This window comes from Bradyrhizobium sp. SZCCHNR1017 (assembly GCF_032381375.1).
GTDB lineage: Bacteria > Pseudomonadota > Alphaproteobacteria > Rhizobiales > Xanthobacteraceae > Bradyrhizobium.
This window is the reverse complement of record NZ_JAUHIR010000007.1, coordinates 20,582-41,358: the sequence shown is the minus strand read 5'-3', so window position 1 is coordinate 41,358 and position 20,777 is coordinate 20,582. Positions and strand designations below refer to the sequence as shown.

Annotated in this window: 13 protein-coding genes; 9 read left to right on the top strand and 4 right to left on the bottom strand. The window is 67.0% G+C overall.

Features of this window, described 5'->3' with window-relative positions; genetic code table 11:
- Positions 1 to 9: 9 nt before the first annotated feature.
- The 5 genes from ccmE to QW863_RS18280 all read left to right on the top strand — a co-directional run bounded on the left by ccmE (position 10) and on the right by QW863_RS18280 (position 7,620).
- The gene (ccmE, locus tag QW863_RS18300) at positions 10 to 528 is read left to right on the top strand and encodes a cytochrome c maturation protein CcmE (RefSeq protein ID WP_315716147.1); all 519 of its coding nucleotides are present in this window, start codon (positions 10 to 12) and stop codon (positions 526 to 528) included.
- Positions 525 to 2,504: a heme lyase CcmF/NrfE family subunit gene (locus QW863_RS18295; protein ID WP_315716148.1), complete on the top strand. Its 1,980-nt coding sequence runs from the start codon at positions 525 to 527 to the stop codon at positions 2,502 to 2,504. The genes ccmE and QW863_RS18295 overlap by 4 nt, the downstream gene beginning before the upstream one ends.
- Positions 2,505 to 2,509: 5 nt before the next feature.
- Positions 2,510 to 2,995: a cytochrome c-type biogenesis protein gene (locus QW863_RS18290; protein WP_315716149.1), complete on the top strand. Its 486-nt coding sequence runs from the start codon at positions 2,510 to 2,512 to the stop codon at positions 2,993 to 2,995.
- A 330-nt stretch (positions 2,996 to 3,325) separates the two neighbouring features.
- Positions 3,326 to 4,669, top strand: a complete 1,344-nt coding sequence (locus QW863_RS18285) for a HAMP domain-containing methyl-accepting chemotaxis protein (RefSeq protein WP_315716150.1) — start codon at positions 3,326 to 3,328, stop codon at positions 4,667 to 4,669.
- 947 nt (positions 4,670 to 5,616) lie between these two features.
- Positions 5,617 to 7,620 (top strand): methyl-accepting chemotaxis protein, encoded by a 2,004-nt coding sequence (locus QW863_RS18280; RefSeq protein ID WP_315716151.1) that lies wholly within the window; start codon positions 5,617 to 5,619, stop codon positions 7,618 to 7,620.
- Positions 7,621 to 7,706: 86 nt separating this feature from the next.
- Here QW863_RS18280 and QW863_RS18275 read toward each other — a convergent pair whose 3' ends face one another.
- The gene (locus QW863_RS18275) at positions 7,707 to 8,429 is read right to left on the bottom strand and encodes a hypothetical protein (RefSeq protein ID WP_315716152.1); all 723 of its coding nucleotides are present in this window, start codon (positions 8,427 to 8,429) and stop codon (positions 7,707 to 7,709) included.
- A gap of 1,403 nt (positions 8,430 to 9,832) precedes the next feature.
- On the opposite strand from QW863_RS18275, the gene QW863_RS18270 reads away from it, so the two are divergent.
- From QW863_RS18270 to QW863_RS18255, 4 genes are all read left to right on the top strand, one after another.
- Complete coding sequence (locus QW863_RS18270) at positions 9,833 to 11,416, top strand: Do family serine endopeptidase (RefSeq protein WP_315716153.1); 1,584 nt, start codon at positions 9,833 to 9,835, stop codon at positions 11,414 to 11,416.
- 285 nt (positions 11,417 to 11,701) lie between these two features.
- Positions 11,702 to 12,382: a response regulator transcription factor gene (locus tag QW863_RS18265; RefSeq protein ID WP_315716199.1), complete on the top strand. Its 681-nt coding sequence runs from the start codon at positions 11,702 to 11,704 to the stop codon at positions 12,380 to 12,382.
- Positions 12,366 to 13,826, top strand: a complete 1,461-nt coding sequence (locus tag QW863_RS18260; protein ID WP_315716154.1) for a sensor histidine kinase — start codon at positions 12,366 to 12,368, stop codon at positions 13,824 to 13,826. Before QW863_RS18265 ends, QW863_RS18260 begins: the two co-directional genes overlap by 17 nt.
- On the top strand, positions 13,823 to 16,780 hold the full coding sequence (locus QW863_RS18255) for a bifunctional [glutamine synthetase] adenylyltransferase/[glutamine synthetase]-adenylyl-L-tyrosine phosphorylase (protein WP_315716155.1): 2,958 nt from the start codon (positions 13,823 to 13,825) through the stop codon (positions 16,778 to 16,780). Before QW863_RS18260 ends, QW863_RS18255 begins: the two co-directional genes overlap by 4 nt.
- A 33-nt stretch (positions 16,781 to 16,813) precedes the next feature.
- On the opposite strand, the gene QW863_RS18250 is transcribed toward QW863_RS18255, so the two are convergent.
- From QW863_RS18250 to fdhF, 3 genes are read right to left on the bottom strand one after another with little or no spacing between them, the layout of a single operon-like run.
- Positions 16,814 to 17,056 (bottom strand): formate dehydrogenase subunit delta, encoded by a 243-nt coding sequence (locus QW863_RS18250; protein ID WP_315716156.1) that lies wholly within the window; start codon positions 17,054 to 17,056, stop codon positions 16,814 to 16,816.
- Positions 17,046 to 17,894, bottom strand: coding sequence for a formate dehydrogenase accessory sulfurtransferase FdhD (gene fdhD / locus QW863_RS18245; protein WP_315768114.1), 849 nt, complete (start codon positions 17,892 to 17,894; stop codon positions 17,046 to 17,048). Before fdhD ends, QW863_RS18250 begins: the two co-directional genes overlap by 11 nt.
- A gap of 1 nt (position 17,895) precedes the next feature.
- On the bottom strand, positions 17,896 to 20,775 hold the full coding sequence (gene fdhF, locus QW863_RS18240; protein WP_315768112.1) for a formate dehydrogenase subunit alpha: 2,880 nt from the start codon (positions 20,773 to 20,775) through the stop codon (positions 17,896 to 17,898).
- Between the last annotated feature and the right edge of the window lie 2 nt (positions 20,776 to 20,777).

Genomic DNA, 20,777 nt, shown 5'->3' with positions numbered 1-20,777 from the left:
GATCAAGGGATGACACGCAAGCAGAGGCGTTTGACGATCATCGGCGGGGCGCTGTTCGTGCTCGCGGTCGCCGCAGGGCTGGTGCTCAACGCGCTGCGCGACTCCATCGTGTTCTTCTCGACCCCGACCATGGTCGCAGAGAAGCATATCGGCCCGGGCAAGCGCTTCCGGCTCGGCGGCCTGGTGCAGCCGGGCTCGCTGAAGCGCGGCGACGATCTCGCCGTCAGCTTCGAGGTCGCCGATGGCGGCGCCAAGCTGCCGGTCGCCTACAAGGGCATCCTGCCGGATCTGTTCCGCGAAGGGCAGGGCGTCGTCGCCGAGGGCGCGCTCGATGCCGACGGCGTGTTCAAGGCCGACACCGTGCTCGCCAAGCACGACGAGACCTACATGCCGAAGGAAGTCGCCGATGCCCTGAAGAAGCAGGGTCATTGGAAGGACGATTACGGCAAGCCGAAAGGCGGCGCCAAACCGGGCCCGGTGTCGATGCGCGAGGGCACTGACAAGACCGCGGCGGGAGCGACGCAGTGATTGCAGAGAGCGGACACTACGCCCTGGTGCTGGCGCTTGCGCTGGCGCTGATTCAGTCCACCGTGCCGATGCTCGGCGCGCATCAACGTGACGTCGCCCTGATGAATGTCGGCCGCTCGGCCGCGCTGGCGCAATTGCTGTTCGCCGGTCTCTCCTTCATCGCGCTGATCACGTTGCACGTGACCTCGGATTTCTCCGTCGCCAACGTGTTCGAGAACTCGCATTCGATGAAGCCGCTGCTCTACAAGATCACCGGCGTGTGGGGCAACCACGAAGGCTCGATGCTCTTGTGGGTGTCGATCCTGGCGCTGTTCGGCGCCATGGTCGCGGCCTTCGGCAACAACCTGCCGCTGTCCTTGCGCGCCCGCGTGCTCGCGGTGCAGGCCTGGGTGGCGACCGCGTTCTATCTGTTCATCCTGACCACATCGAATCCGTTCGCGCGGCTCGCCAACCCGCCGATCGAGGGCCGCGATCTCAATCCGGTGCTGCAGGACATCGGCCTCGCCGTGCATCCGCCGATGCTCTATCTCGGCTATGTCGGCTTCTCGATCTCGTTCTCGTTCGCAATCGCAGCCCTGCTCGAAGGCCGCATCGATGCCGCCTGGGCGCGCTGGGTGCGGCCGTGGACCCTGATGGCCTGGATCTTCCTGACGCTCGGCATCGCCATGGGCTCGTACTGGGCCTATTACGAGCTCGGCTGGGGCGGCTGGTGGTTCTGGGACCCGGTCGAGAACGCCTCGCTGATGCCCTGGCTCGCCGGCACCGCGCTGTTGCACTCCGCTGTCGTCATGGAGAAGCGCAACGCGCTCAAGGTCTGGACCATCCTGCTGTCGATCCTGACCTTCTCGCTGTCCCTGCTCGGCACCTTCCTGGTACGGTCCGGCGTCATCACCTCGGTGCACGCCTTCGCCAGCGATCCGACGCGCGGCGTGTTCATCCTCGGCATCCTCGTGCTGTTCATCGGCGGCAGCCTGACGCTGTTCGCCGGCCGCGCCACCGCGCTGAAGCAGGGCGGCCTGTTCGCGCCGATCTCGCGCGAGGGCGCGCTGGTCTTGAACAATCTGCTGCTCACCGTGTCCTGCGCCACCGTGCTGTTCGGCACGCTCTATCCGGTGATCATGGAGGCGCTCGACTTCAAGCTCTCGGTCGGCGCGCCGTTCTACAACATCACCTTCGGCCCCTTGTTCGCGCTGTTGCTGCTGATGGTGCCGTTCGGCCCGATGCTGGCGTGGAAGCGCGGCGACCTCGTCGCGGCGACCCAACGGCTGCTCGCGGCCGGCGTCACGGCGCTGGTGGCGATCGCGATCGTCTGGGCCTGGGCGCGCGGCGGCAGCGCGCTGGCGCCGCTCGGCATCGGTCTCGGCGTGTTCGTCATCACCGGCTCGGTCGTCGATCTGGTCGAGCGCAGCGGCGTGGCCCGCGTGCCGTTCAGGACCGCGCTGCACCGGACGGCCGGCCTGCCGCGCTCGGTGTGGGGCACGGCGTTCGCGCATGCCGGCCTCGGCATAGCGCTGCTCGGCATCGTCTGCGAGACCACCTGGAACAGCGAGCTGATCAGTACGCTGCGTCCGGGCGACGTCCGCAATCTCGCCGGCTACCAGATCAAGTTCGACGGCATGAGCCAGCGCCAGGGCCCGAATTTCAGCGAGGTCGTCAGCACCTTCGTCATCAGCGAGGACGGCAGGCAGCTCAGCGTCCTGACGCCGAGCAAGCGCAGCTTCGCCACCCGCGGCATGTCGACGACGGAAGCCGCGCTGATGACCCGCGGCGTCAGCCAGCTCTACGTCTCGCTCGGCGATGCCACCGCCGACGGCGGCCTCGCCGTGCGCATCTATCACAAGCCGCTGGTGCTCTTGATCTGGTTCGGTCCGGTGCTGATGGCGTTCGGCGGCCTGCTGTCGCTGTCCGACCGGCGCCTGCGCGTCGGCGCCCCGCGGCCGGCGCGCGCCGCGCGCGCGCTGCAGCCGGCGGAGTAGGGCGGATGCGACGCAGTCTCGGCTTCCTCGCGCTCGCGCTGCTGCTGTTGAGCTCGCCGGTGGCGCATGCCGTGCAGCCCGACGAGGTCATGTCGGACACCGCCAAGGAGCAGCGCGCCCGCGCGCTGTCGCGCGAGCTGCGCTGCATGGTCTGCCAGAACCAGTCGATCGACGATTCCGATGCGCCGCTGGCGCGCGACCTGCGCCTGCTGGTGCGCGAGCGCCTCGCCGCCGGTGACAGTGACAATCAAGTGCTGGATTTCCTGGTCGCGCGCTACGGCCAGTTCGTGCTGCTGAAGCCGCGCTTCGAGCGCCAGACCCTCCTGCTGTGGCTGCTGCCGCCGGTGCTGCTGCTCGGCGGCGGCCTGGCGCTGTGGTGGCAGGTCCGCCGCCGCGGCCAGCGCGGCCCGGAGGCCACGCCGAAGCTGACGGCCGAGGAGGAGGCGCGCCTCGCCGCGCTGATGGCCGCCGAGAAGCCGCCGGCGACGTGATGATCCGCTAACGCCACGATCCCCTGCCAGTTAGTTACTCCGTCATGCCCGGGCTTGACCCGGGCATCCACGTGGATCCCAGAGTGCCGGACGACGTGGATGGCCGGGTCAAGCCCGGCCATGACGACGGAGAGAGGCGGGCTGAAAGCGCGCGTGGTGCGAATGCCGGCTGTCGCGAGTAAGAAGCGTGCGCAGCAAATGAGAACGCGCCGTCGATCCGCAAAACCCCCGTGCTTTCCCGTGCTCCGCACCTACCCGCGCTTTCAGCTTATTTTACCTTTGTCTGGAAGTGTGCGTTGACATTCCGTCTGACGTACCCGGGCAAAGCCGATGTTCTCCAACAGCAATCTGACGATCCGCTTCCTCGTGGGAGGCGTCGTCGCCTCTCTCCTCATGCTGTTGGCGATCGGCGGCGGCACCGGCTTCATCGCGGTGCTCTATCTCAACAACCAGATCACCAGCCTGTCGTCGGACTTCGCCAATCTCAGCGGCCCGGCGCGTGATCATGCGATGCTGATCTATCATCAGGCGCAGTCGGCGTTCTCCTACTTCCTGATGGCCTGCGCGGCCATCGCGGTGTTCGCCAGCGCCGTCTGCCTGATGACCTATGCCGCCGTGCAGAACGGCATCCTGCGCCCGCTCGCCGCGATGGTCTCGGCCATGCGCGACGTCGCCGACCAGAAATACGACACGTCGATTCCCGGCCTCGGCCTCAGCAACGAGATCGGCCAGCTCGCCGGCGCGCTCGAGGTGTTCAAGACCAACGGCATCGAGCGCCAGCGCCTTACCGCGCGCGAGCTGCAGGAGGCGCAGCGCCAGGGCGAGCGCTCGCGCTTTCTCGACGGCCGCATCCATTCCTTCAACGACCTCGTCGCCAGCGTCGTCAGCAGCGTGGCGTCCTCGGCCATCCGGCTTAAGAGCAATGCCGAGACCCTGTCGCGCGCCGCCAACGATACCTCGGCCAAGGCCAATGCGGTCGAGGCCGCCGCCAACCACGCCAATCGCAGCGTCCAGACCGTGGCCGGCTCGACCGAGGAGATGACGAGCTCGATCGGCACCATCAGCCGCCGCGTCTCCGACGCCACCCAGCGCGCCGAGGGCGCGGCCTCGCAGGCCGAGAAGAGCAAGAACACCATCCACGCGCTGTCGGACGCTGCCGAGAAGATCGGCGCCGTCGTCCAGCTCGTGCAGGCGATCGCCTCGCAGACCAATTTGCTGGCGCTGAACGCCACCATCGAGGCCGCCCGCGCCGGCGAGGCCGGCCGGGGCTTTTCGGTCGTGGCGTCGGAGGTGAAGAACCTCGCCAACCAGACCAGCAAGGCGACCGACGAGATCTCGGCGCATGTCGCCAGCATCCAGGGCATCACCGCCGAGACCCGCGGCGCCATCGACGGCATCTCGACCACGCTCAGCGAGATCAGCGCCATCATGTCCGGCATCGAGGTCGACACCTCGCAGCAGCGCAACGCCACCCAGGACATCTCCCGGAGCGTCCAGGAAGCCGCCCGCGGCACCCTCGACGTCTCCAACCACATTGCCCAGATCAGCTCCACGTCAGCCGAAACCGGCCGCCTCGCCTCTGAGGCCCGCGACGCCGCCGGCGAGCTGTCGCAACAGGCCGAGACGCTGAAGCGCGAGGTGGATGCGTTCATCGTGAGCGTGAAGGCGAGCTGATCGGGCGGCTAGCGCCGCACGACAACAGCCAGCCATCATCTCCGCCGTCATTCCGGGGCATTCGCGGCACGCGAATGAGCCCGGAATCCATAACCACGAGCGGTTGTGGTGGCGACGGGCCGTTTCGGCGTATTGCTCCACCAACTGCGAGTCGTGGCTATGGATTCCGGGCTCGCGCTCACGCGCGCCCCGGAATGACGGCGGCGAGAGCGTCGTCCCCGCCATGACGCGAAGCCGTCGCCCAGCCCTCCGCTGTCGTCCCTGCGAACGCAGGGACCCATAGCCACAGGGAGATGCTGTTGTGCGGGATGTCGGACCAGTCTTGTTTCACGACAACCGCCGCGGAGTGCGTTCATCGTGAGCGTCAAGGCGAGCTGATCAGCCGGCCAGCGCCGCACGACAACAGCCAGCCATCGTCTCCGCCGTCATTCCGGGGCATTCGCGGCACGCGAATGAGCCCGGAATCCATAACCACGAGCGGTCAAGATGGCGACGGGCTGTCGCTACATCTCGCTCCAACATCGACAGCCGTGGTTATGGATTCCGGGCTCGCGCTGTCGCGCGCCCCGGAATGACGGCGGAGAGAGCGTCGTCTCCCACCATCACGCGAAGCCGTCACCCAGTTCTCCGCTGTCGTCCCTGCGAACGCAGGGACCCATAACCACAGGGAGATGCTGTTGTGCGGGATGTCGGACCAGTCTTGTTTCACGACAACCGCCGCGGAGTATGGGTCCCTGCGTTCGCAGGGACGACATCGGAGTTGGTGGAGGCCGCTCGCGTCACACCGGCAGCTGCGAGCCGCGGCCGTCTAACCCGCTATTAGTAAATATCCCCCATCGTGCATACAGCACAGCTATGAGTCGCCGGACAGGCGGCCGATGCTGCGGGGCAGGCGCGTAGCGACGTCAGTTCGCCCGCCTGCCGCTCTTGGGGGAGCGGACGAGGACATGATGAGCTTGAAGATCAGGGGGCGTCTCTACGCCGGCTTTGCGGCGCTCATCGTCGCCGGTGCTGTCATGGCAGCCGTGGCGGTGTGGAATCTGTGGGCGGTGCGCGACCAGGTCGCGAGCATGTCGGCGCTGTCGGACGCGACCGCGCGCATCCTGCAGATCTCCAACCATCTGCAGGCGATCCAGCGCGCCAACCTGCGCTACATCCACGACGCCAACGAGCCGGCGCTCAAGGAGGCCGCCGAGCGCGAGGCGGCGGCGACCGCGCTGCTGCAGGCGGCCACCGCCGGTCCGCTGTCGGCGGAGCAGCGCAAGCTCTATGGCGATCTCACGAGCGAGATCGCGCAGATGCAGACCCAGCGCGATGCGCTCAGCGAGGCGGTCAAGCAGGTGAAGACCGGCCGCGCCGCGCTGCTGCCGGGCGGCGAGGACCTCGCCGCCAAGGCCGCCAAGCTGTCGATCGCCGCGCGCATCAGCAAGGAGCCGGAGGTGATGACCGCGGTCGCCGACATCGACTCCCGCCTGCAGCTCGTCCGCATCGCGACCTGGCGCTTCCTGGCGCTGCGCGACACCAAGTCCGCCTCCGCCTTCCGCGCCGGCGTCGACAATGTCGAGCAGCGGCTCGCCACGCTGGAGGGCGCGTCGCCGCCGGCGGGCGTGCTGGCCGCGATCGCGCCGGTGAAGGCCTCGCTGGAGCTCAACAAGACCGCGTTCGAGGCCACCGCCGCCGCGGCGCTGAAGTCCGAGGACATCTACGCCACCGCGATCGAGCCGCTGATCGCCCGGAGCATCGACACGCTCAAGGCCGCCGAAACCGGCGTGAATGCCGACTATCACGCTTCTCGCGCGCGCGCCGAGGGCGCCATCGACAGCACCATCTCGCTGCAGATGCTGATCGGCGCCGCCGCCATCCTGTTCGGCTGCCTCGTCGCGGTCCTGATCGCGCGCAGCATCGTCGGCCCGCTGGGGTCGATGACGCGGGCAATGGGGCGGCTCGCGAGCGGCGACGTCGCCGTCGAGATCCCCGGCCGCGGCGCCAGTGACGAGATCGGCGCCATGGCGACGGCGATCCAGGTGTTCAAGGACAGCATGGCCGAGACCGAGCGTCTGCGCGCCGAGCACAGCGACGCCGAGGCGCGCCGCGAGCACGAGCGCCGGGACGACATGGCGAAGCTCGCCCGCCAGTTCGAGCAGGCGGTCGGCGAGATCGTCGATGCGGTGTCGCATGCCTCTAGCGAGCTCGAAGCCTCCGCCGGCACGTTGACCAGCACCGCGGCACGCGGCCAGGATTTGTCGACGGAAGTCGCCGCTGCCTCGCAGGAAGCGTCGTCCAACGTGCAGACGGTGGCCTCCGCCGCCGAGGAGCTGTCGTCCTCGGTCAGCGAGATCTCCCGCCAGGTGCAGGAATCCGCGCGCATCGCGAGCGAAGCCGTGGCGCAGGCCAACCGCACCAATGAGCGCGTCGGCACCCTGTCGAAGGCCGCGACCCGCATCGGCGACGTGCTCGAGCTGATCAGTAGCATCGCCGGCCAGACCAATTTGCTGGCGCTCAACGCCACCATCGAGGCGGCGCGCGCCGGCGAAGCCGGCCGCGGCTTCGCGGTCGTCGCCGCCGAGGTCAAGGCGCTGGCCGAGCAGACTGCGAAAGCCACCGGCGAAATCGCCCAGCAGGTCTCCGGCATCCAGGCCGCCACCGAGGAGTCGGTCGGCTCGATCAAGGAGATCGGCAGCACCATCGGCCGCCTGTCGGAGATCGCAGCGGCCGTCTCCGCCGCCGTCGAAGAGCAGGGCGCCGCGACGCAAGAGATCTCCCGCAACGTCCAGCACGCCGCCAACGGCACCCAGCGCGTGTCGCGGAACATCGACGACGTGCAGCGGGGGGCCTCGGAGACGGGCTCCGCGTCGGCCCAGGTGCTGACCGCGGCGAGGTCGCTGTCGGCGGAGAGCGGACGGTTGAAGCGCGAGGTCAGCCGGTTCTTGGGATCGTTGCAGGCCGCGTGAGAACGGCCGGCGTACGTGGTGCTTCGACTAGAGGGCGCGTAGGGCGCATTAGTCAATCCGCCATCGTCCACCGAGACTGACTACAATTAACTCGTCTCCTCGTCCGGGATCTCCCGGAACTCTTCGGCAAAACATCTTTCGGGACGGGGAAGCTTTACAGTCAGGCGATTGTAGCTCAGCTCTTTGGAAGGGGTGAGAACGACTCTCACTTCGGATTGATGGCTGAAGCTTGGATGCTTTCGAAATGGAGATGGCTGCTCTGCCTGTCCCTGCGAATAATGTCGCTCGACAGCATCGTAAGACACAGAACCGGAACTCACGCGACTGAAGAATTCACGCACCGGTTTGTCATCCATCTCAACTACTTTTCCTTTCCAGAACAGCCGGTGAGCGAAGAGATCCAACGCAACAATCAACCGAACGCAAGCTGCGTACGGCTTTTCAGCATCACGGCACATGGCTTGAATTAGTTTGCTTCTTTCTCTCGACGCGCAGAAAATAAACCTATCGCTATGAGGATATGCGAATCTGACGCCCGCTCCCATGGTGACCTTTCCACCCGTGCGAGTGTGGATCATGCCAGTGTGACCTTCCGGACGCCATGGCTCGAACGCGCCTTGTTCCGTTTTGTCGGTAAGCACAGCTCCCGTAGCGTCAACTATCGTCGTGGCCTCGTCCGGATCACCTATTCCGGGGGATCCCTCAAGGCTTCGGAAGTAGGAAAGAGTCGAAATCCGAACTGTACCGCGCACAAGGACATCGTCCACGTTCGCTGGATCCAGAAATTTAAGGATGGTCTCGTCGCTCATCGCTCACAAGCCCCGCGCATACCCATGCAGAATCCAACAGAAACCCGAAGTCCTGAAACATCGCAAAATGATGGACACACCCAAGAACGTCGCTCTTTTCACTCTCTGTCATAGGCCCTCGCATTGATGGCTATCGGACGAAGCGCTCCGTTTGCCAGAATACCGAGAGAAACGTCGAAGCAGGCATCGATATAGTTCAAACATCCTATGATCTCAGTACGCATGCTGTCTATATTCTGAATGGTCGCATGACGATCGGCTAAGTGGCATCCAAGCTCCGCAAATGGATCGCGTCACTCAACCCAATCGTACTTCAAAATCTGCCAACTGATTCCGAAAATCAAAAATCCTCTTGCCTCCCACCCCAAATCACCCGTATCCTCCGCCTCGTTCCGTTCCACCGAGGGGGCGTATCGCGATCGTCACGGACGTCGGGATGGAATGCGATGGACGCGGGCTGCCGCAGCGTGGCTTTGGCCTCGCCGACGAACGGCTGACTGCGGACGTGAAATCGTGTCGTCCTGGCCTCCCGGTGCTGAGGCCAAGCCGGTGGTGATGATCCGCCGGCGACGGGGGTCAAGAAGCCGGTCCCCGGGGAGAGCACGTATAAGCGTTAACACCATCGCGCAGGGAGGGCCGGGCGTGTTCGGCCAGACCTGTGGTACCTGCCGCCTGCATTTTTTGACGCAGGCGGGCCACGGGCGCGGCCAGCGCCCGGCCTTCCCTGTGCCCTCGCTGCGAGGGTGCGAATTCAAGGGCATGACTCGGGCGCGGGATGCGTCGCGAGGGTGATGGGGCTCGTCTCTCGGTTATGTTCTCCAAGTGCTGTTTGATCGTGTGGATCGAGATCTCTCCGCGTCATTGCGAGCGCAGCGAAGCAATCCAGAGTCCCGCCCACCACCCTGGATTGCTTCGCTGCGCTCGCAATGACGGAGATTGGGACAGGCGGTGTGCCTCACACTCCACTGTCATCCTCCGCGAAAGCGGGGGATCCAGTACGCCGCGGCGGTCATTGTTGAACCGAGAGGGCTCGGCGTGCTGGATTCGCCGCTTTCGCAGGGAATGACAGGATGGAGTGGAGCGGCGGCTTTCGCCTAACTGTCATCGCCCGGCCGAGCGGCCCGGTCGGGCCGTCGCTGGGTGCGACTTTGGTTGGAGCGGCCAAAATGATGGCGGCCAGAGGGCGGCCGAGGCTTTGGCAAGTTATTGGGCGCAAACGTCTTTTCATCCGCGGTCCGGCATCCGCGCCATTCCGCCGCAGTCTGTGTGTCCATCCATTACAGAAGTTTAACGCCGCAGCCAGCACGCCGTAAGGCGGCAAGTCCCATCTTCACTTGCGAACGGGGCGCACAGCCCGGGACCGAGTTTAGACCTTGATCAAAATCGCTTGCGGAGAAAACCGTATGACTGACCGTCCGACCGACCTGTCCTCCCTTCCATCCTATCGCCAGCCCCGGCGCGGCCTGTTCTCGGCGCGCAAGTTCGCGCTGATGGCCTCCGTCGTCGCGGGCCTCGGCGTCGCCGCCTATGGCCTGTCGCCGCAGGGGGCGCCGCTCGACCTGTTCTCGACCTCGGCGCATGCGCAGGTCGCCAACGAGGTCAGCAAGGTCGCGCGCCCGGTCGGCTTTGCCGACATCGTGGAGCGGGTGAAGCCGTCGGTGATTTCGGTCAAGGTCAACATCGCCGAGAAGGTCGCCAAGGACGACAGCGACGACGATACGCCGTTCCAGCCGGGCTCGCCGATGGAGCGCTTCTTCCGCCGCTTCGGTGGTGAGAACGGCATTCCCGGCATGCCGGGCCGCGGCGGCCGCGGTGGCGGTCGCGCCGTGACAGGGCAGGGCTCCGGCTTCTTCATCTCCGCCGACGGCTACGCCGTGACCAACAACCACGTGGTCGACGGCGCCAACAAGGTCGAAGTGACGACCGACGACGGCAAGACCTACAGCGCCAAGGTGATCGGCACCGACCCGCGCACGGATCTGGCGCTGATCAAGGTCGAGGGCACCACGAACTTCCCGTTCGCCAAGCTCGCCGACGGCAAGCCGCGGATCGGCGACTGGGTGCTGGCGGTCGGCAACCCGTTCGGCCTCGGCGGCACGGTGACGGCCGGCATCGTCTCGGCGGTCGGCCGCGACATCGGCAACGGCCCGTATGACGATTTCATCCAGATCGACGCGCCCGTGAACAAGGGCAACTCCGGCGGTCCGGCGTTCGATGTCGACGGCAACGTCGTCGGCGTCAACACCGCGATCTACTCGCCCTCCGGCGGCAGCGTCGGCATCGCGTTCTCGATCCCCGCCTCGACGGTGAAGAGCGTGGTGGCCCAGCTCAAGGACAACGGCTCGGTCAGCCGCGGCTGGATCGGCGTGCAGATCCAGCCGGTGACGCAGGACATCGCCGACAGCCTCGGCATGAAGAAGGCCGAGGGCGCGCTGGTCGCCGAGCCCCAGGCCAACGGTCCGGCGGCGAAGGCGGGCATCCAGTCCGGCGACGTCATCACCGCGGTCAACGGCGAGCCGGTGAAGGACGCGCGTGAGCTCGCCCGCACCATCGGCGGCATCGCGCCGGGCGCCTCGGTCAAGCTCAACGTCCTGCACAAGGGCGAGGACAAGACCATCAACCTGACGCTCGGCAAGCTGCCGAACACGATCGAGGCCAAGGCCGACACCGGCGGCGACAATGCGAGCCCGACCCGCGGCGCCGACGTGCCGAAGCTCGGCATGACCGTGGCGCCCGCGTCGAGCGTCGCCGGCGCCGGCAAGGACGGCGTCGTCGTCACCGAGGTCGATCCGAAGAGCGCGGCCGCCGATCGCGGCTTCAAGGAAGGCGACGTCATCCTGGAGGTCGCGGGCAAGTCGGTGACCTCGGCCGGTGACGTGCGCGAAGCGATCAACGCCGCCAAGGCCGACAACAAGAACAGCGTGCTGATGCGTGTGAAGAGCGGCGGGCAGTCGCGCTTCGTCGCGGTGCCGCTGGCCAAGGGCTGAGCGAGGGCCAAGGCCCTCACGAGATAGGCCTCACGAGATGGGAGACCGCCGGCATGTGCCCCCGCGCCGGCGGCTCTTCCTGGGGGCGGGCTTGAAGTTCCGCTCCCGCAAACCTTCCGTTGGACAACGCCCCCCTCCGTCGGAAGGAACTCGGGCGGTGAGGTCCCCCAGCCTCACCGCCCACTTTGCTGCCGATCAACCCCGGGCCCATGCCGCCTTGCACGGAAACGGCGGCCGGTCCATGTAGATGGACATCGAACCGTGACCGCCGCCCCCGTTTCCGCAATGCGCCTCCTGATCATCGAAGACGACCGCGAGTCCGCCGACTATCTGGTCAAGGCGTTCCGCGAGGTCGGACATGTCGCAGACCTCGCCAGCGACGGCGAGGAGGGGCTCGCCATGGCCGACAGCGGGGATTACGACGTGCTGGTGGTCGACCGCATGCTGCCCAAGCGCGACGGCCTGTCGCTGATCGGCGCGCTGCGCGACAAGGGCAACCGCACCCCGGTGCTCATTCTCTCGGCGCTCGGCCAGGTCGATGACCGCATCAAGGGCCTGCGCGCCGGCGGCGACGATTATCTGCCGAAGCCCTATGCCTTCGCCGAGCTGCTCGCCCGCGTCGAGGTGCTGTCGCGCCGCCATGGCGGCCCGGCCGAGGAGACCACCTACAAGGTCGGCGATCTCGAGCTCGATCGCCTGTCGCACCGCGTCGCACGCGGCAAGGACGAGCTGACCCTGCAGCCGCGCGAGTTCCGCCTGCTCGAATATCTCATGAAACATGCGGGGCAGGTGGTGACGCGCACGATGCTCCTGGAGAACGTCTGGGATTATCATTTCGATCCGCAGACCAACGTGATCGACGTCCACATCTCGCGGCTGCGCTCCAAGATCGACAAGGGGTTCGACCGCCCGCTGCTCCACACCATCCGCGGCGCGGGGTACATGATCCGTGACGGCCTTCGGTAAGCTGATCCGCACCACGGCGTTCCGGCTGACGCTGGTCTATCTGCTGTTGTTTGCGCTGTTCGCCGCCTCGCTGCTCGGCTATTTCGCCTGGAACACCCGCCGGCTCATCACCGAGCAGATCTCGACCACGGTCACCTCCGAGATCAGCGAGATGACCGACATCTTCGCCCGCTGGGGCCTGCGCGGAATCGTCGGCGCGATCGAGAGCCGCGCGCTGCGGCCGGGCGCCAATCTCTATCTCATCACCACGCCGACCGGGCAGGCGATCGCCGGCAATGTCGGCTCGCTGGCGCCGGGCGTGATGGGCTCGTCCGGCTGGTCGGAGACGTTCTACCGGCGGCTCGACGACAGCACCGAGCACAGCCATCGCGCGCTGGTGTATGTCACGCAGCTCTCCAGCGGTTTTCGGCTTTTGATCGGCCGCGATCTCGAGGAGCGCCGCCGCCTGTTCGGCATCGTCGCCAAGGCGGCGCAATGGTCGGTGCTGGTGGTGGTGGTGCTCGGCATCGGCGGCGGCATCTTCGTCGCGCGGCGCGTGCTGCACCGGATCGATGCCATGACCGGCACGACGCGGCGGATCATGGATGGCGATCTCTCCGGCCGTCTTCCGGTCGGGCGCAGCGGCGACGAGCTCGATCGCCTGGCGGAAAATCTCAACGCGATGCTGGAGCGCATCGAGGCGCTGATGACCGGCCTCAAGGAGGTCTCCGACAACATCGCGCATGATCTCAAGACGCCGCTGACGCGATTGCGCAACCGCGCCGAGGAGGCGCTGGCGAAGTCGCGCTCCGAGGACGAATATCGCGCCGCGCTGGAGCGCACGATCGAGGAATCCGACGGCCTGATCCGCACCTTCAACGCGCTCTTGATGATCGCGCGGGCGGAGTCCGGGCAGGCGCGCGGCGACATGGTCGAGTTCGATGCGGCCGAGGTCGCCGGCGGCATCCACGAATTGTACGAGCCGCTGGCCGAGGACAATGAGATGACCTTGCGGGTCAAGGCCGCGGCGGCGCCGGTGCATGGCAATCGCGAGCTGATCAGCCAGGCGCTCGCCAATCTCGTCGAGAACGCGATCAAATACGGCAAGCCGGCGGCGCTGCCGCTCGATGCCGCCGCCGCCGCTGATAGCCGCGAAATCCTGATCGAGGCGCGGCGCGAGGGCGGACAGGTGCTGCTCAGCGTGACCGATCATGGCGAGGGCATTCCCGAGGCCGAGCGCAAGCGCGCCGTCGAGCGTTTCGTGCGGCTGGAGGCGAGCCGCACTTTGCCCGGTTCCGGCCTCGGTCTCAGCTTGGCGTCCGCCGTCGCGACCCTGCATGGCGGCGAGCTCCGGCTCGCCGATGCCAGGCCGGGGCTGATCGCGACGCTGGTGCTGCCGGCTGGTGCCGGCGTGCCCGCGAAGCTTGCGGCGCCGGCGCAGGATGTGCCACAGAAGGCCGCATGATCTCATCCGCGCCGGGAAACGCGGACGGGCAGACGCTGGCCGAACGTTTCGTTGCCGGCCCACATGTCCGTGCGCCCGACAAAGCCGAACAGCGCCTCAACGAGTGGCTCGCCGAGCTCGAGCCGTCCTTGGCCGCCTCGCTCCACCAGCTGCTCGCCGACGGCTGGCCGCGAACCATCCTGCTCGGGATTGCCGAGTGCTCGCCCTATCTGTTCGATCTCGTCCGCGCCGACGGCCATCGCCTCGACCGTCTCTTGCGCTGCGAGCCGCAGGCGCATCTCGCCGAGCTGATCGCCCGCACCGGGCGCGAGGTGTTTGCCGCTTCCAGCGAAGCCGAGGTGATGAGCCTGCTGCGGCGGCTGAAATCCGAGGCGGCGCTCTTGATCGCGCTGTGCGACATCGGCGGCGTGTGGCCGGTGATGCAGGTGACGGCGGGGCTGACCGACGTCGCGGTGTCCTCGGTGCAGATGGCGCTGCGGTATCTGCTGCGCCTGGAGACGGTGCGCGGCCGGCTCGCGCCCGTCGATGCCGACGATCCGGAGCAGGGCAGCGGCCTGTTCGTGCTCGCGATGGGCAAGATGGGGGCGGGCGAGCTCAACTATTCGAGCGACATCGACCTGATCGTGTTTTTCGATCCCGAGATCAACTCGCTGGCGCGCGACATCGAGCCGCAGCCGTTCTTCGTCCGCGTGACGCAGGCGATGGCGCGGCTGCTGCAGAGCCGCACCGCGGACGGCTATGTGTTCCGCGTCGATCTCCGGCTGCGGCCGGATCCGGCCTCGACGCAGGTGGCGATGTCGACCGAGGCGGCGCTGCATTACTACGAGCGCGAGGGCCGCACCTGGGAACGCGCCGCGATGATCAAGGCGCGGGTCTGTGCCGGCGACGTCGTCGCGGGCGAGGCGATGCTGGCGGAGCTGTCGCCGTTCGTATGGCGCAAGCATCTCGACTTCCAGGCGCTGACCGACGTCCACGACATGAAGCGGCAGATGCAGGTCTATCGCGGCCACAGCGAGATCGCGGTCGAAGGCCACAACGTCAAGGTCGGGCGCGGCGGCATCCGTGAGATCGAGTTCTTTGCCCAGACCCAGCAGTTGATCGCCGGCGGCCGTCATCCCGAGCTGCGCGTCCGTCCGACTTTGCAGGCGCTCGACGTGCTCACCGCCAGCAAGTGGATCACGGAGCAGGCGCGCGACGAGCTCACCACGGCTTATGAGTTCCTGCGCAGGGTCGAGCACCGGCTGCAGATGATGGCGGACGAGCAGATCCACAGCCTGCCCGACGATGTCGAGGGCGTGAGCCGCTTCGCATGCTTCTTCGGCTACGACAGCCGCGAGCGGTTCGCGACCGATCTGCTGTTCCATCTCGACGTCGTGCAGGGACATTACGCCAGGCTGTTCGAGGGCGATCCCACCGGCACCGTCAGCCTGCCGGCGGTGAACTACGGCGCCGGTCCCGACGAGCCGCGCCTGATGGAGCATCTTGCCGGATTGGGCTTCCGCGATCCGGTGATGGTCGCCAAGACGCTGCAGCAATGGCTGGCGGGCGAGTACCGCGTGTTCCGCACGGATGCGACGCGCACCGCGTTCACCGATTTCCTGCCCGCGCTGATCGATGGCCTCGCGCATGCCGACGAGCCGGATCGCGCCGTCGTGGCCTTCGACCGCTTCCTGCAGGCGCTGCAACTCGGCGGCCGCCTGATCACCCTGCTCGGGCAGAACCGCGACCTCGTGGCGCTCGTCGCGCTCGTGCTCGGGGCGGCGCCTCGGCTCGGCGACATGCTGGCGCGGCAGCCGCGGCTGATGGACGGCCTGATCGATCCGCGCTTCTTCGGCGCGATCCCCGACCGGCGCGAATTGTCAGAGCGGCTGGCGTCGACGCTAAAGGATGCCGGGACCTATGAGGAGTTTCTCGATCGTCTCAGGCTGTTCGGCCAGGAGAGCCTGTTCCTGATCGGCACGCGCATCCTCTCCGGCACGGTGTCGGCGCAGCAGGCCGGCACCGCCTTCGCCGACGTCGCCGAGGGCATCGTGCACACCGTGCATGATCTCGTGACGGAGCGCTTCGCCGCCCAGCACGGCCGCATCAAGGGCCAGGAGACCGCGATCGTCGCGATGGGGCGGCTCGGCGCGCGCGAAATGACGGCCTCGTCCGATCTCGACCTGATCCTGCTCTACGACTTCGACGGCGATGCGCCGGATTCCGACGGCGAGCGCTCGCTGCAGGGCGCGCACTACTTCGCGCGCTTCACCCAGCGGCTGATCTCGGCCTTCACCTCGCGCACCAATTACGGCGTGCTCTACGACATCGACATGCGGCTGCGGCCGTCGGGCCGCGCCGGCCCGCTGGCCTCGCACATCGACTCCTTTGCGCATTACCAGGAGCAGGAGGCGTGGACCTGGGAGCACATGGCGCTGACGCGGGCACGGGTGATCTCGGCGTCGCCGGCGTTTCGGGCCCGGATCGAAGAGATCATCCAGGCCGCGCTGCGGCGCCCGCGCGACAGGAGCGCGATCGCGCGCGACGTCGCCGACATGCGCCGCGCGATCGCGGCCGAGAAGGGCGAGGCCGACCTGTGGGACCTCAAGCACGCCGCCGGCGGCATGGTCGACATCGACTTCGTCGCGCAATATCTGCAACTCGTCCATGCCGCGACGACGCCAGACATCCTCGATGTCAGCACGCTTGCAGTGCTCGACAATGCCGAGCGGCTCGGGGTGCTGCCGCGTGCTGAAGCCGTGATCCTGCGTCAGGCTGCGCGGCTCTATCACGATCTGACACAGATCGTGCGGCTGTGCGTCAGCGACAAGTTCAAGCCGGATCAGGCCGGCGAGGACCTGCTGCGGGTGATGGCCCGGGCGGGCGACGCGCCGGATTTCTCGGCGCTCGAGGCGCGGCTGCGCGAAACGCAGACCGAGGTGCGGCGCGTGTTCACCGCACTCGTGGAGGGATGACCCGATCAGCCGCGCGGTAGCACGGCCGGCCGCCTATGCCTTTTCCTTGGCGACCGCCGCATCTTTCAGCCGGCCGATCGCTTCCTTCACCGCCGGGTCGAGGCCGGCGCCGCCGGCGTCGTGGTGCGCATAGATCGTCTTGAGCATGCGCGGATCCCAGAACTTCTTGATGTGCTCGGCGACGCCGGCGACCTCCTTCTCCTGTCCCTGGCTCTGGAAGAACTTGCCGATCTGGTTGGCCATGTAGACGAGGCGCTCGGAGGGGTTATGCGACATGGGTGTTGTCCGTCTGTGTTGATCGCGCGCCGGTCTCGGCGCTCGCGACGATCCGTTCGGGATGGGTGAAGATTTCGAAGCCGTCGTTGCGGGCCACCGCAATCAGCGTGATGCCGGCGGCCTCGGCCATGCGAATGGCGAGCGCGGTCGGGGCGGAGACCGCGACCATGATGGGTGCGCCCATGGCAGCAGCCTTCTGCACCAGTTCGACCGAGACGCGGCTCGTCAGGATCACGATGCCCTCGCTCGCCGCACAGCGCGTTTGCGCGAGGTGGCCAGCGAGCTTGTCGAGCGCGTTGTGGCGGCCGACATCCTCGCGCAAGCCGACGATGCCGCGCGCGGGAGTCCAGAACGCCGCGGCATGCACCGCGCGGGTCTCGTGATTGAGCTTCTGCAGCGGCTCGATGGCCTCAAGCGCCGCCATGACGTCGCGCGGAGCGAAACGCCGGCCGTCCGGGACATGCGCCGCCGGCCGCACCGCTTCGCTGATCGAATCGATGCCGCACAGGCCGCAGCCGGTGGGGCCGGCGATGTTGCGGCGGCGCTCGGCCAAGCGTTCGGCCTGCGCGTCGGGCAGCCACATCCTGAGCTCGATGCCGTCATCCAGCTCGACGACGTCGAGAGAGATGATGTCGTCTCGGCTCGTGACGAGACCTTCGTTCAGGCTGAAGCCGATGGCGAAGTCGCGGAGGTCTTGCGGCGTCGCCATCATGACGGCCTGGGTGCCGCCATTGTAGGTCAGTGCGACCGCGGTCTCCTCCGGCACGCGGCGGTGGCCCTCGGTGAGGGCTCCGTCGCGCCAGACCAGACGATCCGCGATGCGCACTGCATCGGTCATGCTACTCCGCTGCCTCCACGACCGGGGCGATGCGGCGCGAGTTGCGGGCCTGCTCGTCATAGGCTTTCTGCCAGTCCGACGGTCCGTTGGACTGCGACACCTGCACTGCCGTGACCTTGTACTCCGGACAGTTGGTGGCCCAGTCCGAATAGTCCGTGGTGATGACGTTGGCCTGGGTCAGCGGGTGGTGGAAGGTGGTGTAGACCACGCCGGGGGCGACGCGCTCGGAGATCAGCGCGTGCAGCGTGGTCTCGCCGGCGCGGCTGGTCAGCCGCACCCAGTCGCCGTCGCGGATGCCGCGCTGCTCGGCATCGTGCGGATGGATCTCCAGCACGTCCTCGCCATGCCACACCACGTTCTCGGTGCGCCGCGTCTGGGCGCCGACATTGTACTGCGACAGGATGCGCCCCGTGGTGAGCAGGAGCGGGAAGCGCGGGCCGGTGCGCTCGTCGGTCGCGACATACTCCGTGACCACGAACTTGCCCTTGCCGCGGACGAAGCCGTCGACATGCATGATCGGCGAACCCTCGGGATTCTTCTCGTTGCAGGGCCACTGCACCGATCCCATCTCCTCGAGCTTCTGATAGGAGACGCCGGCGAAGGTCGGCGTCAGCGCCGCGATCTCGTCCATGATCTCGGACGGGTGATTGTACTTCATCTCGAAGCCCATCGCCTTGGCGAGACCGATCGTCACCTCCCAGTCGGCCATGCCGTTGAGCGGGGTCATCACCTTGCGCACCCGCTGGATGCGGCGCTCGGCGTTGGTGAAGGTGCCGTCCTTCTCGAGGAAGGTCGAGCCCGGCAGGAACACGTGGGCGTAGTTGGCGGTCTCGTTCAGGAACAGGTCCTGCACGATGACGCATTCCATCGACGATAGCGCCTGCACCACATGCGTGGTGTTGGGATCCGACTGCAGGATGTCCTCGCCCTGCACGTAGAGGCCCATGAAGGTGCCTTCGATCGCGGAGTCGAACATGTTCGGGATGCGCAGGCCCGGCTCAGGGTTGAGCTTGACGTTCCACATCGCCTCGAACTGGTCGCGCACCGCGTCGCCCGAGATGTGGCGGTAGCCCGGCAGCTCATGCGGGAACGAGCCCATGTCGCACGAGCCCTGCACGTTGTTCTGGCCGCGCAGCGGGTTCACGCCGACGCCGCGGCGGCCAATATTGCCGGTCGCCATCGCGAGGTTGGCGATCGCGATCACCGTGGTCGAGCCCTGGCTGTGCTCGGTCACGCCGAGGCCGTAATAGATCGCGCCGTTGCCGCCCTTGGCGTAGAGCCGGGCCGCGCCGCGGATCGCTTCCGGGTCCACGCCGGAAATGCTGGCGATCGCCTCGGGGCTGTTCTTCTCCAGCGCGACGAACTCGGCCCAGTCCTGGAACTCGCTCCAATCGCAGCGCTCGCGCACGAAGGTCTCGTTGACGAGGCCCTCGGTGACGATGACATGGGCCAGCGCAGTCAGGATCGCGACATTGGTGCCGGGCAGCAGCGGCAGATGATAGTCGGCCTTGACGTGCGCCGACTTCACGAGGTCGATCTTGCGCGGATCGACGACGATCAGCTTGGCGCCCTGGCGCAGCCGCTTCTTCATGCGCGAGCCGAACACCGGATGCGCATCGGTCGGGTTGGCGCCGATCACCATGATGACGTCGCTGTCCTCGACCGAGTCGAAGTCCTGCGTGCCGGCGGAGGTGCCGAAGGTGGTGGCAAGGCCATAGCCGGTCGGCGAGTGGCAGACGCGGGCGCAGGTGTCGACATTGTTGTTGCCGAAGCCGGCGCGGATCAGCTTCTGCACCAGATAGGTTTCTTCGTTGGTGCAGCGGGACGAGGTGATGCCGCCGATCGAGTCGCGGCCGTATTTGGCCTGGATGCCGCGCAGCTTGTCGGCGGCGAACTTGAAGGCCTCGTCATAGGAGACCTCGCGCCAGGGCTGGTCGATGGTCTCGCGGATCATCGGCTTGAGGATGCGTTCCTTGTGGGTCGCATAGCCATAGGCGAAGCGGCCCTTGACGCAGGAATGGCCGCGATTGGCCTTGCCATCCTTGTACGGCACCATGCGCACGACTTCCTCGCCGCGCATCTCCGCCTTGAAGGCGCAGCCGACGCCGCAATAGGCGCAGGTGGTGACCGCCGAATGCTCCGGCTGGCCGATCTCGATCACGCTCTTCTCGGTCAGGGTCGCGGTCGGGCAGGCCTGTACGCAAGCGCCGCACGACACGCATTCCGAACCGAGGAAGCTCTCGCTCATGCCCGGCGACACCCGGCTGTCGAAGCCGCGGCCGGAGATGGTCAGCGCGAACGTGCCTTGCACTTCCTCGCAGGCGCGGACGCAGCGCGAGCAGACGATGCACTTGGAGGGATCGTAGGTGAAATACGGGTTCGACTCGTCCTTCGGCAGCCAGGCCGGATTGGCTTCGCCGCAGGCGTCGGCGAACACGTGGTTGTCGCCCTGATAGCCGTAGCGCACGTCGCGCAGGCCGACGGCGCCGGCCATGTCCTGCAGCTCGCAATCGCCATTGGCAGCGCAGGTCAGACAGTCGAGCGGATGGTCGGAGATGTAGAGCTCCATCACGCCCTTGCGCAGCTTCTTCAGCCGCTCGGTCTGGGTGTGAACGACGAGGCCCGCGGCCACCGGCGTGGTGCAGGAGGCCGGGGTGCCGGCGCGGCCTTCGACCTCGACGAGGCAGAGGCGACACGAGCCGAACGCGTCGACCATGTCGGTCGCGCACAGCTTCGGGATCTGCGTTCCGGCCTCCATGGCCGCGCGCATGATCGAGGTGCCCTCGGGAACGGTGATGCTCTGGCCGTCGATGGTGAGCGTGACCATCTTTTCGGACTTGGAGAGCGGTGTGCCGTAATCGGTTTCGTGGATGAGCGACATGG

What these genes read in the sequence shown, in the direction of transcription:
- ccmE (WP_315716147.1), top strand. Translation starts at nt 10, where the DNA reads ATGACACGCAAGCAGAGGCGTTTGACGATCATCGGCGGGGCGCTGTTC.
- QW863_RS18290 (WP_315716149.1), top strand. Translation starts at nt 2,510, where the DNA reads ATGCGACGCAGTCTCGGCTTCCTCGCGCTCGCGCTGCTGCTGTTGAGC.
- QW863_RS18285 (WP_315716150.1), top strand. Translation starts at nt 3,326, where the DNA reads ATGTTCTCCAACAGCAATCTGACGATCCGCTTCCTCGTGGGAGGCGTC.
- QW863_RS18280 (WP_315716151.1), top strand. Translation starts at nt 5,617, where the DNA reads ATGATGAGCTTGAAGATCAGGGGGCGTCTCTACGCCGGCTTTGCGGCG.
- QW863_RS18275 (WP_315716152.1), bottom strand. Translation starts at nt 8,429, where the DNA reads ATGAGCGACGAGACCATCCTTAAATTTCTGGATCCAGCGAACGTGGAC.
- QW863_RS18270 (WP_315716153.1), top strand. Translation starts at nt 9,833, where the DNA reads ATGACTGACCGTCCGACCGACCTGTCCTCCCTTCCATCCTATCGCCAG.
- QW863_RS18265 (WP_315716199.1), top strand. Translation starts at nt 11,702, where the DNA reads ATGCGCCTCCTGATCATCGAAGACGACCGCGAGTCCGCCGACTATCTG.
- QW863_RS18255 (WP_315716155.1), top strand. Translation starts at nt 13,823, where the DNA reads ATGATCTCATCCGCGCCGGGAAACGCGGACGGGCAGACGCTGGCCGAA.
- QW863_RS18250 (WP_315716156.1), bottom strand. Translation starts at nt 17,056, where the DNA reads ATGTCGCATAACCCCTCCGAGCGCCTCGTCTACATGGCCAACCAGATC.
- fdhD (WP_315768114.1), bottom strand. Translation starts at nt 17,894, where the DNA reads ATGACCGATGCAGTGCGCATCGCGGATCGTCTGGTCTGGCGCGACGGA.
- fdhF (WP_315768112.1), bottom strand. Translation starts at nt 20,775, where the DNA reads ATGTCGCTCATCCACGAAACCGATTACGGCACACCGCTCTCCAAGTCC.